The organism is Cytobacillus stercorigallinarum, from assembly GCF_014836495.1.
GTDB lineage: Bacteria > Bacillota > Bacilli > Bacillales > Cytobacillaceae > Cytobacillus > Cytobacillus stercorigallinarum.
The window spans coordinates 14,942-31,292 of the sequence record NZ_JACSQT010000008.1; the positions used below are offsets into that span (position 1 = coordinate 14,942).

Here is a 16,351-nt window from a genome sequence, read left to right on the forward strand (position 1 = left end):
ATAGTTTGTAGCTAGTCAACCGACTTCTAGAGAGTCGGTTTTCGTATCTATGAAGGGAGGGCTCCTTTAAATGAGTGAAGTTGTTTTGGAAATGAAAAAAATTAGTAAAAGTTTCGGACAAGTTATGGCACTAAGGGACGGGGAATTAGTGGTTCATAAAGGAGAAATACATGCTTTGCTCGGAGCAAATGGAGCTGGGAAGAGTACATTAATGAAAATTCTTTCTGGAGTATATAGACAAGACCAAGGAGAAATCCTGGTTAACAACGAAGAAGCTCTTTTTCAACACCCTCGTGACGCGAAAGAAAAAGGAATATTTTGCGTTTATCAGGAGGTTGATACAGCCATTGTTCCCCAGCTTACTGTAGCAGAAAATATTATGCTTGATCGCTTTTCACAAGAGAAAGGGTGGTTCTTCTCTCGTAAGGAATTACATCGCCAGGCACAGGAAGCATTAACATTACTAGATGTGAATGATATGGATCTAAACCAAGCAGCTTCTAATCTAAGTCTTGCGAAAAAGCAATTGGTTCTTATCGCTAGGGCGTTAGTGCAAACGACTAAAGTGATTATTTTTGACGAGCCAACTGCGCCGTTATCACATAGAGAGGCAGAAAAATTATTTCATGTCATCAGGCAACTAAGAGGAAAAGGAATTGGTTGTATTTTTATTACACATCGTTTACCTGAAGTATTTGCCATTGCTGATGTGGTGACCGTTATGAGAGATGGGCGTCGAATTTCAACCGTACCAATTGATCAGATAACGCAGGAAATGGTGATTGAACAAATGCTTGGAGAAGTGTGGCATGAGGAAAGTAAGATTATGCACAGTTATAAACGAGGGGAAGAGGTCTTAGCTCTTAAGAATATCAATCTTGGAAAGTTACAAAATATTAGTTTAAATGTATATGAAGGTGAAGTTGTAGGCATTGCGGGTTTGGTAGGTGCTGGTAAAACGGAACTAGCAAAAACGATATTTGGAAACACACCAGCCAAATCAGGAGAAATCATGGTCTCTGGTAAGAAGGTACAATTGAAGCATCCCAAAGCAGCTATTGCTTGTGGTATCACTCATATTCCTGAAGAACGCCGGAAAGAAGGGCTATTCATTAATGAAACGATATCGAAGAATGTAACATTCCCACAGCTAAAAAAGTATGTAAGAGCGGGATTTATGAACAGAAAGGCTGAGAGAAAAGCTACTGAAGAAGTGATTTCAACTTTGCAGGTAAAAACAAAAGATGCAGAGGTCGAAGTGAATCATTTAAGTGGAGGAAATCAGCAGAAGATCGTTATCGGTAAGTGGTTATCAGATGAAGCAAAGATTTATTTATTTGATGAGCCTACTAAAGGTGTGGACATCGGTGCGAAAAGAGAGATTCTTAAACTAATTCAACAGCTTGCAAAAGAAGGCAAGGCCATTTTGTATTTTAGTAGTGAAATACAAGAATTATTAACTGTTTGTCATAGAGTATTAGTGATGTATGATGGCAAATTCGTAAAAGAGTTTACGCAAGAAAAGGCAACGAAAGAAAAGATTCTACTATATGCAAGTGGTGGAAAGGAAGTCAATCATGAAGGACAAATTGATCGCATTTCTATTTAAATACGGGGCAATTACGTTACTTATTCTTATTATTTGCTATTTTACAAGTGTGAGCTCATTCTTTTTAACCTATGATAATTTTTCGGATATATTACGTTCCATTTCGATTGTCACTGTGCTGGCGCTCGGTGTCACATTTACATTAGTAGTTGACGGCTTTGATTTATCTGTTGGCTCGACAATGTCACTCGCAACTGTTTTTACTGCTTCACTGATGGTATGGTACGATTTACCGCTATGGTTAGTTCTCCTATTACCGATTATCGTTGGAGTGGCTGTGGGACTATTTAATTCGTTTTTAATTGTTGTAATTGGCATTCCTGATTTATTAGCCACATTGAGCAGTATGTATATCGTAGCGGGATTACATCGGACTTATACAGAAGGATACTCTATCTATAACCATATGCCACTAACATCTGGTGGAACAGCAATTGGTGCGTTTTCTAATGCCTTTCTATGGATTGGTCAAGGGCATTTATTAGGTATTCCCGTACCCGTATGGATCATGATGATTTTAGTGTTAGCTTCCTACTGCTTTTTAAACTATACAAGATGGGGCAGAATCTTCTATATGACAGGAGGGAATGCCGAAGCTGCGACCTTATCTGGTGTAAAAGTGAAGAAAATTAAATGCATGGCTTATGTGATTTCTGGAATTTTTGCTAGCATAGCAGGGGTTTTATTTACTGCTAGGGTAGGATCAGGGCAAATCGATGCAGGTGCACCACTACTGATGGAAGCAGTTGCAGCTGTATTTGTTGGCTACTCGGTACTAGGGGCTGGAAAACCCAATGCGCTAGGTACATTCTTTGGTGCAGCAGTCATCGGCGTATTATTAAATGGTTTAACAATTATGAATCTACCTTATTATGCTTTTGACATTATTAAAGGGACCGTACTCGTGTTAGCATTGGCTGTGACTTATATGTATGCGAAAAATAAGTCTTCAACAAATAGCTTATAAAGAAGTAGTGGGTGAGGCAAAACAGATAGAAGCCAAACATAGAGGAGTTTGCGCCGGGGGTGTATTTGTTATTTTTTATTTTTAACTGGCGTAATTTTTTTGGGGTTTCCTCTATATGGATGCAGTTGTTTACTTATCTACTATATGAATGAGCAAACTGGTTTACATAGCTCACCATGCAGATGAGGCAGCCGAAGCATGCATAGCTTTACTCTATCTTTTTTCACGGAAATGCACTCTCCAGCATGGTTTAATAACAAGCACACAGCTGATAAAAAGACCGCTGAACATTTAATGTTCAGCGGCTATTTAGTCGATTATTTTTCTTTTATGGATGCTTCAATATAGTTATTCATTTCTTTTTCAATTAGTTCAGCCAGTGATTCTGCCCCTGTTTTTCCTACATGGACGCCATCACCACCGAAGTATTCAGGATGATTTTCTCCAAGTTCGTGCCAATCGACTAGTGTGACATGGTCTTCACCTTTCGCCTTTTTCAATAAAGCGTCATTTACATCTTCTTCCCATGAACGTGGTACTTTTGTATTTACAAGATAGATATCTGCTTCACTAAATAAATCAATTAGTTGATCTAAATGCTTCTCACGGAAAAAGCCGTTTGTACCTAACATGAAAATGATCGCATTTTCTTTTTGGTTAAAGGAAATGTATTGCTGACTTACATCGACTGCTTGATGAACTTGACGCCCCACCTTCGCATCAATTGTAATAGCAGGAAAGCGTAGCTGTAAACTTGGTGCAACATCAAGCATTAATGAATCACCAATGGCCAGAATTTGGTTATAATGCTCAGCGGCAGGGAGTGGCTCTGCCTGTATTTCTACTTCATCCTCTACTTCTTCCGTACCTTCTGTCTTCTCCTTTGGCGCTTCTTTTGAGGAGTCATTTTTCTCTGGCACATTCGAGGCTTCTTCTTTCGTTTCTTCTTTCGGTTGATCTGTACTGTTTTCTTGGGAAATAACTAATTCCGTTGGTTTCTCTTCCTGCTCTTCTCCTTTGACAACACCGGTCATACCGGCAATAAAGATAATAGCTGCTAATGGAACAAAAGCTGCACCCATTCTATACTTTCCATTTAAACTTTTCCATTTAAGAGGATTTATTTTCTTGAAATTTTTAAAGAATGCTCTAAAACCATATTTTCTAATCGGTTGCTCTAAGAATCGGTAGGATACTTCTGCTATTGCAAAAATAGCGATGAGCTGTAATAGCACTCTCCATAGTTGCGGTGATGCTATTTGGTCGACAGGCGTTGTTAAAATAATAATCGGATAATGCCATAAATAAATACCATATGAGCGTGTGCCAATCCACCTAAGTGGCTTCCATGATAGCCATTTGCTTAATATACTTGATGGGTGACAGACACAAGCAATGACAACCGCTGATAGGAGTGCAATTAGAAACATGCCTCCAATATATAGAAACGGATTATATTCATTAATGGTAAACATACATAGTAACAAAATCACTAGAGCACCGATACTTGTGACATTAAGTGTTTGTTTTAGTTGTGGTGAGAGTTTCTTAGCTGATAGTCTTTTCATTGGCCAAACAAGGGCTAACCAACAGCCAATTAATAATTCAAATGAACGTGTATCAGTCCCATAATAAACTCTGCTCGGATCACCATTGGGGTCATATTGTAATGACATCCATAAACAAGATAATAAAGCGCTTAAAAAGATAATTCTTGAAACGGTTGCTCGATTCTTGAAAATATAAATTAGAACCGTTAGAACAAGTGGCCATAATAGATAGAATTGTTCTTCAATCGCCAGTGACCATAGGTTTTTTATTGGGGATGGCGCAGCGAAACTATCAAAATAGGAAACCTCGTGGAAAATAAACCACCAGTTACTTACATAGAATAGAGAAGCTAGCGCATCACCACGCATAACGGATAACAAGTTTTGATGAAAAAGAACGACCCACACAAAGGTAATAAAAATCATTGCATAAGAAGCGGGTAATAAGCGGCGAGCACGACCAACCCAAAACTTCTTCAAATCTAATTTCATGCTTTTGTTTTGATCCGGTAAAAGAGTGGAAGTAATCAGGTAGCCAGATAGAACAAAGAATAAGCTAACGCCTAAAAACCCGCCTTCTGCCCAATCAAAGCGAAAGTGATAGGCAATCACGGCTAAAACAGCAATCGCTCTCAGTCCGTCGAGCCCGGTAATATAATGTGTGTGTGTCTTTTTTTTCATATGTACGTCCTCCATTTTTGATGCAATTAAACTCTAGCTGCCGGATGGAATCATCATCCGTTTAAAAGTGAACCACTAACTGATTTATGTATTATTTTCTAATAAACTTCATTTATATAAACATATAAAATAGACGATGAATCTATCGTATTTAGTTTCAAAAAGCTTGTAAAAAAATTTGCAGAATAGCGATAAAAAAGCACTACAATTATTCATTTTACTCTTATTATGTAATGATTTGGATAGGTGGAAAGAATGATATATTATAAGGGGGAAAAGTCCTGTTAAATAGGGAAAAATAAGCAGTTAACAGGGCAAAAGAATCTTTGGGTGGTCAATAACCTTATAGAAAAGGTCATTTTAAAAAGTTATTTAAAATGCAAGGCTCCAATTATGGCTTCTTCCCAAAAAGTAAGACCCCTCTTTTAAAATTTAAGAGAGGTCTCAATTATTTTTTATTCAAATCATATTTAATGGATATAACGATCACTCACTAGTAATTCATCAATCATTTCAGTTGGAATTTCAAACTGAACAACGCCCATATAACCAGGTGCCACTTCATATTCATCAAATGAGATGATAAGGTGATTTTCTTCGTTGATAAAGAATGATTGCTCTCGGTTAATAGTTGTAAATGATTCCACATCATCTAGCCAATAAATGAGATTTTCATCATTAGCCATATTCTGCTTCATTTGCTTTTTAACTTCTTCACTTATTACCTCTACATATGCTTCTGAAGTAAATAAACTTGGTAAAGTGAGAACCGTTTGTAACTCTTTATCGATGGTGAGGTAATCTTTTTGTTCATATCCAGATGCTTCGGCTTTAAACGTATGAAGTTCGATGGACAATATCTGATTATTTTCATTTACAATGCTGTAATCACTTTGAATAGCTAGATGACCGCTACTATCCGTATATTCTTGATATAATTGCTTTCCTTTTTCAAGAAAAGCTTGATTTAAATGAGTTTCTAGTTGGTGGTTTTCTAGACCAGAGATTTCTGGTATCTCTACATCAATTGATTTACTTTCTTCATCCTCGTGTATTTGATCAATGGTAATAACCTCAATAATTTGTTTTAAAATAGGCACTTCTGACATTGCTTTTGCCGCCTGAGGGCTAAAGTTTACCGTTGCTGTAAAAATACTCGCAGCAGCCACAATACTAGTTGGCCATAACCACCGCTTTTTCGAATGCTTTTGTTGGGTGTGACTAGTTAATGCGCTTTCGATGATGTCATCTAATTCTGCCGGTATAGGTATATCATTATATTGTCTACGCCATTCTTTCAGTCGATTACTCATCCATTTCATCTCCTTCTGTCAGTTCAAGCTTTAATAATTTTAAGCCGCGATATAATCGTGTCTTGACTGTATTGACATTCTCATCTATAACAGTGGCAATTTCTTGAATCTTTAAGTCTTCAAAATAGCGCAGTAAAATGACCGTTTTATATTGTAAGGGCAATTGTGCTAATGCATCATGTAAGTCAAAATGCATATAAACATCCTGTTCTCCTCTTTGCAAATAGGTGATTGTGTCATGATCTGATACAGTCATGCGTTTATGCTTTTTTAAGAAGTCGAGCGATGTACGTACGATAATCTTATAAAACCAACTTCTTAATGCATCGACATTTTCTAATTTATTGATTGAGAGCAATCCTTTTTTAATGGATTCACTAACAATATCTAAAGCATCTGCTTGGTTTCTAACATAACTATAAGCAAGCCGGTAGTAATCTTGTTTATGTTCTTCAACCATTTGTACAAACATATTTTGCTTATTCATCTTTCAAGGAGCTCCTTTTAAAAAACTTTGTACAATGGATAGACGATTGATCTCATAGAAAAAGTTTGTGCGGAAATGAACTTTTTATTTATTCATTATGCTAATGTTTGTTTAAGAATAGAATTCGAAGATAAAAGAAAAGGTGGAGAAACTGGAGGAGTGTTTATGGATCAACATTTATTCTTATTTGGTGGAAGTCCGCCTTTTGGAAGAAGTCATGGAAAGCAGTTTGCCAGTCTTTGCAATCAAAGAGACGGACATGTAGCGATATTTTGTTTGAATCGTAAAGGCTGGCAATCTTATATGTCTAAATATCAGCATATTTTAGAAGAAGAAGGTGTAACAGATTTTCGCTATTATTTATTAGAAGAGACTACGTTGATCAACAAAGAAAAAATAACTGGCATGATTATATGTGGCGGTGACACACTTTCCTATCATCACTATATCGTAACTAAAAGGGTAGGGGAGGAAATAAAGCAACTCTTTCAAGAAGGAGTGCCAATCGCAGGCTTTTCTGCCGGTGCTTTAATATGTCCAGCATATTGCATGGTTTCCCCGAGCGATTATAATGGAGAACAACGGATGATTTTAAATGGCTTAGGTATCTTACAAGGTTATATTATCGCTGCTCATTATACAAAATGGAACGAAAAGCAGAACCTAATTGCTGTAATGACTGAAACGAAGACAGAAAAAGGATTGGGCTTGGATGACGAAGCAAGTGTTTATTTGAAAAATGGACAGATTGAATCGTTAGAAGGGAAGAATGTACATATTTTTGAATAATTAGATCGAGAAGGGATGGAGTTCTGAATGGTAATCAAAGAGCTTTCCGCAGATGATGCGAAACAACTTGCACAATTGATGATGGATGTAGAGGCAAGCAGTCCTTATATGTTGATGGAAGCAGGGGAAAGAACATTAACGGTTGAAGGGGCAGAGGCTTTACTTAATAGAGATCATATAACGGTTATTGGTGCCGAAGATGGAGAACAATTGATTGGGTATACACTTGTGATAAGAGAAACGGTGCGAAAGAAAAAACATTGTACGAGTATTGTTGTCGGTATTCATAAAGATTACAGAGGAATGGGAGTTGGAGGGCAATTATTACAGGCGGTACTGGCATGGGCCAATCAGGAAAAGATCATGCGGATTGAATTGACAGTAGTATCAGAAAATGAAGCAGCACTAGCGCTATATAAAAAGATTGGTTTTGAAGTAGAAGGTGTGAAACGAAGGTCGTTATTAATGGACGGAGAATATTATGATGAGTATTATATGGGAAAATTATTTTGAACAATCTGATATCTAATCAAATAAAAATAGCCTATAGAAATCAAACGAATATAAGGTAAGACACGTTAAAGTATGTCACCTATCATTATTAAAATAGAAGATATCCGCAAAAGTGGGATACAACACAAAAGAATGAGCAAGTCCACATAACTCTTGGCGATAGCTAAAAGGTATGTGGACAAGATATCATGCTATGATTCAAATGGGATGATACGAGAGCCGCTGATGCCCATCCTTATCTTTCTAGTTCAGCTTCTGTCACCCATTTATGGTTCGTGACTTTTTCAGTGCCAGTGGTTGGCGTATAGTCAATCATATAAACGGTTGTGTCTTCACTTGAGACGATTTCCACTTCTGCGCCCTTCATACCCTCCATATGATCAGCGGTAGTCACAGTGGTATCTCCCTCTTGTAATGGTGCATCACCTGGCTCTTCTAGCTCTTCATGAATAATCCATTTGTGATTTTTCACAGGCTCTCCACCTGAAGTAGGGGTATAGTTTACGGCATAAGCCGTTGTATTATAAGCACCAACAATCTTTGCCTCCGCACCTTCCATGCCTTCCATATGTCCCGTTTTTATTGTCGCTGTGGAGCCAACAGCGTATGTGGGTTCATCAGCATCTTCTAAGCCTTCCGGGATTTCACCATCACTAGAATGATCCATTCCCTCATGGTCCATTTCTTCATGATTCATTTCCTCATTTCCATTCGGCTCATCATTACCTGGTGATGCATTATTGTCGTTATTACAAGCAGCTAAAAATACCATTGCTAACAAGGCAATCATTCCAACGGTTAGTTGCTTTTTCATATAGGTCATCTCCTTTAATGGTTTGCAATTATTATAGATTGTAAATTTGCAGATTATATGAAGGAATAATTGTCATCTTCATTCTGAACAAAAGAACAAATTATGATACCCATTTATACCCAATTCCCCATACGGTTTGTAAATGCTGATCAATAGGGAAATCAACTTCACGTAGCTTTTCTCTTATATTTCGTATATGTGAATCAACTGTTCGGTCTTCGATATATACCCCGTATCCCCAAATTTTCGTAATGAGATGTTCGCGTGAAAAGACATGATTTTGATGAGTTAAAAAAAGCTCAAGTAACACAAATTCTTTTTGTGTGACAGGGATTTTTTTCTTTAGATAGTAAAAATCATAGGATTCCTTATTTAACTGTAGTTCTTTAAATATAATTTCACTGCCAGTTGCTTTTGTTCTTCTTAAGACAGCTTCGATTCTAGCGATCAGTTCTTCTTCATCAAATGGTTTAGCAATATAATCGTCGGCACCAATGGTTAGCCCCTTAACTACATCTGGTTTACTTCCTTTCGCTGTTAACATAATGATGGGCACATCACTTTGCTGTTTGATCAATTGACATAGTTCCCACCCGTCCATATCAGGCATCATTACATCAATGATGACTAGTTCAATAGCATGATCTTCCATATAGTCCAGCGCACATGCACCGGAAGTTTTTTTTATACAAGAAAACCCGTTTTGTGATAAATACAGGTCTAATAAATCAAGCATCCGCATTTCGTCATCTACTAAAAGTATCTTTCTCATTTAATACTGCTCCTTTTAACATGATCGTAAAAGTTGTCCCGGTTTTTGCGTTGCTTTTGACAGTAATGTCACCATTATGGGCATTGACTAATTCTTTCACAATCGAAAGACCGAGACCCGAACCTACATTACTTGAATGGTTGCTATATGTCCCACGATAGAAGCGTTTAAAGATATGTGGAAGGTCTTTTTCTTGAATGCCACTTCCGTTATCAACAATGCTTATATATAAATCGTTTGTATTCGTCCATATCTTTAATGTCGTTTCCGTAGCCGTTTGACTATATTTCAATGAATTATCCAATAGGTTATAAAGAATCTGTTCTACTCGAGCTGAATCGATATTTACAATAATATTTTCTTTTGGCATTTCCACATGTAATCTCATGGATTGATGGTGGAAAGCTGGTTCGAATTTATGATGTAAATGGGCTAGAAAGTCGCTTAAATGAATGGGTTGCTTCTTCATTTTAAAGCCGTATTGATCTATTTTTGCTAATTCAAATAAGTCTTCTACTAGTGTATTTATTCTTTTCGCTTCTTCCTGAATGATGGACAAATATTTTTCACGTTCTTCAATTGGAAGCTCCTTTCTTTGAACGATGTCAGCGTATCCTTTTAGGTAAGTGAGCGGTGTTTTTAATTCATGAGAAATATTGGCTAAAAATTGACTGCGCTCTTGCTTTAAATGTTTTAACTCACTGGCAAGTAGATTGATGGTTTTGGCTAGTTTGCCGAGTTCATCATTACCAATATCAGGTAGAGATATGGAGAAATCGCCACTTTTTATTTGGATCGTGGCTTCTTTCATCTTATTAAGTGGTCGGACTAAAGCGATAGAAAGCAATATTATAATCACAATCGTTAGAAAAGCTGTGATTAATCCTGTAATAAAAAAATGATTATTTAAGCGATCAATCAGTGTTTGAATAGAATTAGTGTTTTGAAACATGAAAACGTATCCTTGATTAGGAATAGAGCTTACAGTTACAATATAGGGTTGATTTTCCCAATCATTTTCTACGACACCGTTTTGTAGCTTCATTCCTGATGAAATAATTTTTTTCATATCCAATGAAAGTGAGGAAGCAAGTACACTTCCCTTTAAGTTTGTAACAATCACATCAGTACTGGCTTCTCTTTCCATAAGAGCTACATGCTGAATCGTATCTGCTTCAAAACTAGTTCTTAACGTGTCTTTATGAGCGTCTCCTCTAGATTGTAGGGAAAAAAGTTCCTCTTCCACTCTCGACTCAACTAAGGAAGAGTGAAGAAAGAAAAAAAGAAAGAGTTCTAAAGTGAAAATAATCAAGAAAAATAGAAGTCCTAGTTTAACGGATAAATTCTTCATAGCATCACCTATCGCTAATTATAGAGAATACATGTGGAGAATGTGTGCAGAGTGACTTGTCATATCATAGCTTGTTTCGTACATAAGTATAGAGCAGGTCTTAAGGATAGTCACTTTCAGTTGTGAAAGGGTGTGGAATGATGTATCGTGGTAAAAATAAATTCACATCGATTATTATCGTACTTGCTTTGACGCTAATAATATATTTGATTATTAATGTATTTAAGCATACGGATGTCTATATCGTCTATCGAGCAGGAATGGGGACATTTGTATTCGCTGGGCTTATCATTACTACAATTGTCGTTCTATATATAAAGGGAAGCTCTTTTAGTAAAAGACGATAGGAAGAGAGTAAATTCATTAAAAATAATGGTTTGGGAATATTCTGTTGTCTAATCATTGAGTTTGTTTCCCAACTTAAAAGAGGAAAAATCCGCAAGTATTTAGCATTTAGAATACAAGTAAAGAAATGTACCCAACCAATTATTGATCGTGCGGTTTTTCATTATACGTGTTGTACACGTACATATTTAATCTATTTCAAAGCAAGATTTTGACTTGCAATACTTAGGGGCTTCCAAATTAAGTTGGCAGCCTTTTTTGTGTAGATAGAAGTAAATCGCCCACCAATAGCAAAGGGTCTTAATCTCATGTATGAAAGGTGTGATTCTGGAGACATTATGTGAATACGGTGAAGGGGCTAGGGGGATTGTACATGTTTGGATTACCGATAAAATGTTTGCCTCTTTCAACAATTTTTTATTATCCCTATTTAAATTCAATGAGCCAAAAAGGTTGCTATAGACCCACTCGACTAGTGATTGCTATGATAAATATAGCGATTGAAGGGTGTGTTTTTAGTGGATGAACAAAAATATAAGAATTTAAAAATTGGTGAAAAAGGTGCAAAGTTAAGTATTATTGTTTACATCATACTATCGGTTTTTAAGTTGACCGTTGCCTATATGACAAACTCAGCTGCTCTAAAAGCAGATGGATTAAATAATGTGACAGACATCATTGCGAGTATTGCCGTTCTGGTGGGCTTACGAATTTCACAACGACCTCCAGATAAAGACCATAAATACGGACATTGGAAAAGTGAAGCAATTGCCTCCTTGATTGCTGCTTTTATTATGTTTGCTGTCGGTGCAGAAGTAATTATTGGAGCGTTTTCCTCTTTAGTGAATCAAACTTCCGAAGTGCCTAATGCGATTGCTGGATATGTGGCTTTATTGGCTGCTGCAATTATGTTTGTTGTGTCTATTTACAACCAAAAGTTGGCTAATAGTATTGATAGTAAATCATTGTATGCAGTGGCTATGGATAACCGCTCTGATGCACTGGTTAGTATCGGTGCAGCAATTGGTATATTTGGATCACAACTTGGATTACCTTGGTTAGATACAGTAACAGCTGTAATAGTTGGCTGTTTGATTGTTAAAACAGCATGGGAGATCTTCAGAGACTCAACACATCAACTAACAGACGGCTTTGATGAAGATAAGATTGAGGAATATGAAAATGCCATTCATGCGATTGAAGGCGTGAAAGAAATAAAGGAAATCAAAGGGCGTTTGTATGGAAATAATATTGTTGTCGATGTGATTATTTGTGTAGAAGGAACGATGGATATTAACCTTGCCCATGATCTCGCTACAGTAGTTGAAAAAGAATTAATCGAGAATCATCATGTTTATGATGTTCATGTTCACGTTGAGCCTCATGAAACTTGTGAAGATAGGGCCTAATAGTAAGTAAAGAAGCTCATCTGATTAAATTCAGGTGAGCTTCTTTACTATTGGGAGAACAAAACATTTACAAAAGGGGAAAATCTATTTGACCAAATTGAGTAAGTAAGCGTTAAAATAAATAAGTTAGAAAAAGAAATAGAGGAGAGACTGGATGCGTTCATTTGGAAGACTATTAAATTACATAAAGCCATATTGGTTTTTGGCTTGTTTAGGACCATTTTTAATGTTTATCGAAGTAAGTATGGATTTACTTCAGCCCACAATTATGCAACATATGATTGATAATGCGATCGCTAATAATAACACGGAGCTGACAATTCAGCTTGGTATTTCTATGATTATTGTCGCCATCATCGGCTTAATAGGTGGGGTTGGTTGTTCTATTTTTAGCACAAAAGCTGCGGTTCATTTTTCAACAGACATAAGAAAGGATGTATTTAATCGTATTGTGCAATTTTCTAGTAGGGACGTGGATCGTTATGGTTCGGGCAAGCTCATAACGATTGTAAGTAATGATATTAGTGTATTACAGCGCGCGGTATTAATGACGTTAAAAGTTTTTGTAAGGGGGCCGTTATTGTTCATTGGCAGTGTCCTAATCGTCTTTTTTACTGCAAGAGAACTTTTTCCAATTGTTATGATTGCTGTGCCGATTTTATTTATTATTATTATTTATTTCACCAAAAAATCAGCGTCTTTATTTGAAAAAGTGCAAGTAGCAATCGATGGCATCAATACCCGCTTACAAGAAAATTTAGCCGGTATTCGCGTCGTTAAAGCATTCGGAAGAGAAAACTTTGAAATGAAGCGATTTGCCGAAAAAAACAATATGTTAACGAAGGTCAATATTTCTGCAGAACAATTGATTGCTCTTATGATGCCCTTATTGCTTTTTATCGTGAATTTAGGCATTGTGGCTGCTTTATGGCTTGGTGTCATAAAGGTGGATGGAGGAACAATTGAAGTCGGAGCAATCCTTGCTTTTATTAACTATATGACGATTATTATGAATGGCTTGATGTCCAGTAGCCATGTGTTGATGTTAATAACAAGAGCTTTCCCTTCGGCTAATCGAATTCAAGAAGTATTAACGGTTGAAAAAGATATGGTAGACGGTGAACATACCATTGCTCAACAGAAAGAGGAGCATTTATTATTTAAAGATGTTGCTTTTAGTTATAGCAAAAATGGTGAATATGTGCTAAAAAATATAAACTTCACTATTCAACGAGGAAAGACGTTAGGAATTATTGGTCCAACTGGTAGTGGAAAGACAACAATAGCCAAACTCATTCCTCGATTGTATGATGTCGATCATGGTCAAATCCTTTTGAACGGTGTGGATATTAAAAGTTACACGAAGGAAACATTACGGAAACAAATCGGTTTTGTTAGCCAACGTGCGCTATTATTTTCAGGTACTATTGCAGACAATCTAAAAGATGGGAGAACCGATGCATCACTAGAAGAAATGAAGCAAGCGGCAAATGATGCCTGTGCAGTTGAATTTATTGATAAATTGGATGAAGGTTATGAGTATGAAGTGGCGCAAGGAGGGAAGAATTTTTCCGGTGGGCAAAGGCAAAGACTTTCCATTGCTAGAGCATTTATTAGGAAGCCAGACTTGCTCATTCTTGATGACTCAACCTCAGCCGTTGATGCCCTATCTGAAAAGGGAATTCAACATGCATTAAACCAACGTCATTCGACGAAAGTGATTATTTCATCAAAAATATCCTCAATAAGAGAAGCGGATGAGATCATTGTTCTTCATGAGGGTGAGATTGTCGCTAAAGGTAATCATGAGACGTTGTTAGAAGAAAGTGAAGTATATAAGGAGATTTATCAAACACAAGGGGGAGCCGGCCATGAGTAATCAACCAAAAGAACAAAAAACACTAGATTTTGGCCGAGGTCCTAGCCGTATGAATGGTAAAGGGGCGACACCGAAAAAATTTATAGGGACATTGCTACGTATATGGCAGTATATGAAACAACAAAAGATAAGAATGATACTTGTTGTTTTTATGGTGTTATTATCAACTTTATTTACATTAGCTGGTCCTTATTTAATCGGTGTCATCATTGATGATTTTATTTTAAAAGGTGAAATTACAGGTACCATTGTCATGTCCGCCTTACTAGCATGTATATATATTCTTATATCTATTACTACATGGGCACAAACGCTCATCATGGTAAATGTGTCGTTATTAACAATAAAAAAAATCCGTCAGGAATTATTTGATCAGCTCCAAAGTTTATCGTTGAAATTTTTCGATAAGCGTTCTTATGGCGAATTAATGAGTCGAGTAACAAATGATATCGATAATTTACATGCAGCGCTTAGTCAAAGTGTGATTCAAATCGTTTCATCCGTTTTAACAATTACCGGAGTAGCGATTGCGATGATTGCATTAAATGGTGTGATGGCCATCGTGGCATTCTTGGTGATTCCACTTATGTTTTTAGCAACGAAAGCGATTGTCTCTTATAGTAGTCATTATTTTTCTGCGAGACAGCGAGATCTCGGCGAAGTGAATGGGCAGGTAGAGGAGTCAATCTCTGGATTGGAGATTATTGCATTATATGGCAAAGAGGATGACGTTCTTACTTCTTTTGAGCATAAAAATGAAATGTTAAGAACTTCTTCTATTCGTGCTGAAATATCATCAGGTTTTCTTGGCCCTGTGAATAACTTTATAAATAACTTGGGATTAGCCTTTATTATTTTTACAGGCGCATTACTCGCGATTGTAAATATGGCTTCGATAGGGATGATTGCATCATTTGTGACGTATTCCCGTAATTTTTACCGTCCAATTAATCAGTTGTCTAATTTGATTACCACTTTTCAATCGGCCATAGCTGGTGCAGAACGTGTTTTTGAAATTTTAGATGAAAAAACAGATATAGTTGAAAGTCCGTCAGCTCTAAAGGTATCGGCATTGGTAGGAAATGTTGAATTTAGGAATGTTTCTTTTGCTTATGAGCAGAGAGAGGTTTTATCATCGCTTAGTTTTAGTGTGAAAGCTGGAGAGACTATTGCCATCGTTGGTCCAACTGGTTCAGGTAAAACAACCATCATTCAATTACTCGCTCGTTTTTATGATGTTACAAAAGGGGCAATCTATATTGATGGTGAAGACATAAGAGACTATGAAATACGTCTACTTCGTAAAAATATCGGAATCGTTTTACAAGATTCTTATTTATTTTCTGGAACGGTTATGGAGAATATTCGTTATGGGAAGCTTAAAGCAAAAGATACAGATGTAATCGAGGCAGCCAAGCTTGCGTCAGCTCATGCCTTTATAAAGCATCTCCCGAAAGGATATGATACGTTTATCGAAAGTGGCGGTAGCAATTTAAGTCAAGGACAAAAACAGCTTCTTTCTATCGCAAGAGCAATGCTTGCGAATCCCAATATTCTAATATTAGATGAAGCCACATCCAGTATTGATACACAAACTGAAATTCAAATTCAAAAGGGATTGGCACAATTAACAAAAGGGAAAACGACATTTGTCATTGCCCATCGCCTCAAAACAATTGAGCAAGCCAATCATATTATGGTCATAAAGGATGGAGAAATTGTTGAACAAGGCAGTCATCAGCGGTTATATAATAAGCAAGGGGTTTATGCAGATATGTATAAACAGCAGTTTTTAAATTAACAAAAGTTAAGGCAGAAAGCAACTCGAAGTGAGTTTTGAAGGGATGAAACGGATTAGCATTCACATTGAAA

Annotated in this window: 14 protein-coding genes; 8 read left to right on the forward strand and 6 right to left on the reverse strand. The window is 36.7% G+C overall.

From position 1 onward, the window contains the following. Positions 1-70: 70 nt before the first annotated feature. Complete coding sequence (locus H9655_RS15385; RefSeq protein ID WP_191815611.1) at positions 71-1,609, forward strand: sugar ABC transporter ATP-binding protein; 1,539 nt, start codon at positions 71-73, stop codon at positions 1,607-1,609. Beyond that, positions 1,578-2,576, forward strand: a complete 999-nt coding sequence (locus H9655_RS15390) for an ABC transporter permease (protein ID WP_191815613.1) — start codon at positions 1,578-1,580, stop codon at positions 2,574-2,576. The genes H9655_RS15385 and H9655_RS15390 overlap by 32 nt, the downstream gene beginning before the upstream one ends. A 317-nt stretch (positions 2,577-2,893) precedes the next feature. Here H9655_RS15390 and H9655_RS15395 read toward each other — a convergent pair whose 3' ends face one another. The 3 genes from H9655_RS15395 to H9655_RS15405 all read right to left on the reverse strand — a co-directional run bounded on the left by H9655_RS15395 (position 2,894) and on the right by H9655_RS15405 (position 6,607). After that, positions 2,894-4,807, reverse strand: coding sequence for an acyltransferase family protein (locus tag H9655_RS15395; protein ID WP_191815615.1), 1,914 nt, complete (start codon positions 4,805-4,807; stop codon positions 2,894-2,896). Between the two features lie 470 nt (positions 4,808-5,277). Beyond that, on the reverse strand, positions 5,278-6,120 hold the full coding sequence (locus H9655_RS15400) for a DUF3298 and DUF4163 domain-containing protein (RefSeq protein ID WP_191815617.1): 843 nt from the start codon (positions 6,118-6,120) through the stop codon (positions 5,278-5,280). Beyond that, positions 6,113-6,607, reverse strand: a complete 495-nt coding sequence (locus H9655_RS15405) for a sigma-70 family RNA polymerase sigma factor (protein WP_191815619.1) — start codon at positions 6,605-6,607, stop codon at positions 6,113-6,115. Before H9655_RS15405 ends, H9655_RS15400 begins: the two co-directional genes overlap by 8 nt. 165 nt (positions 6,608-6,772) lie before the next feature. Between H9655_RS15405 and H9655_RS15410 the strand changes: the two genes are divergently transcribed. Continuing rightward, complete coding sequence (locus H9655_RS15410) at positions 6,773-7,396, forward strand: Type 1 glutamine amidotransferase-like domain-containing protein (RefSeq protein ID WP_191815621.1); 624 nt, start codon at positions 6,773-6,775, stop codon at positions 7,394-7,396. Between the two features lie 27 nt (positions 7,397-7,423). Beyond that, positions 7,424-7,909, forward strand: a complete 486-nt coding sequence (locus tag H9655_RS15415; protein WP_191815623.1) for a GNAT family N-acetyltransferase — start codon at positions 7,424-7,426, stop codon at positions 7,907-7,909. Between the two features lie 235 nt (positions 7,910-8,144). Here H9655_RS15415 and H9655_RS15420 read toward each other — a convergent pair whose 3' ends face one another. From H9655_RS15420 to H9655_RS15430, 3 genes are all read right to left on the reverse strand, one after another. Continuing rightward, positions 8,145-8,723 carry a YdhK family protein gene (locus H9655_RS15420; protein WP_191815625.1) on the reverse strand — a complete coding sequence of 193 codons (579 nt, stop codon included), beginning with the start codon at positions 8,721-8,723 and terminating at the stop codon, positions 8,145-8,147. Positions 8,724-8,823: 100 nt separating this feature from the next. Continuing rightward, the gene (locus H9655_RS15425; protein ID WP_191815627.1) at positions 8,824-9,495 is read right to left on the reverse strand and encodes a response regulator transcription factor; all 672 of its coding nucleotides are present in this window, start codon (positions 9,493-9,495) and stop codon (positions 8,824-8,826) included. Next, positions 9,470-10,741 (reverse strand): sensor histidine kinase, encoded by a 1,272-nt coding sequence (locus H9655_RS15430; protein ID WP_318245497.1) that lies wholly within the window; start codon positions 10,739-10,741, stop codon positions 9,470-9,472. The genes H9655_RS15425 and H9655_RS15430 overlap by 26 nt, the downstream gene beginning before the upstream one ends. A 245-nt stretch (positions 10,742-10,986) precedes the next feature. On the opposite strand from H9655_RS15430, the gene H9655_RS15435 reads away from it, so the two are divergent. From H9655_RS15435 to H9655_RS15450, 4 genes are all read left to right on the forward strand, one after another. Then, on the forward strand, positions 10,987-11,193 hold the full coding sequence (locus tag H9655_RS15435) for a hypothetical protein (RefSeq protein WP_191815631.1): 207 nt from the start codon (positions 10,987-10,989) through the stop codon (positions 11,191-11,193). A gap of 516 nt (positions 11,194-11,709) precedes the next feature. Then, entirely contained in the window at positions 11,710-12,600 is an 891-nt protein-coding gene (locus tag H9655_RS15440) for a cation diffusion facilitator family transporter (protein ID WP_191815633.1), read from the forward strand. Positions 12,601-12,754: 154 nt separating this feature from the next. Continuing rightward, complete coding sequence (locus tag H9655_RS15445; protein WP_191815636.1) at positions 12,755-14,479, forward strand: ABC transporter ATP-binding protein; 1,725 nt, start codon at positions 12,755-12,757, stop codon at positions 14,477-14,479. Beyond that, entirely contained in the window at positions 14,472-16,280 is a 1,809-nt protein-coding gene (locus tag H9655_RS15450; protein WP_191815638.1) for an ABC transporter ATP-binding protein, read from the forward strand. Before H9655_RS15445 ends, H9655_RS15450 begins: the two co-directional genes overlap by 8 nt. The last annotated feature ends 71 nt before the right edge of the window (positions 16,281-16,351 follow it).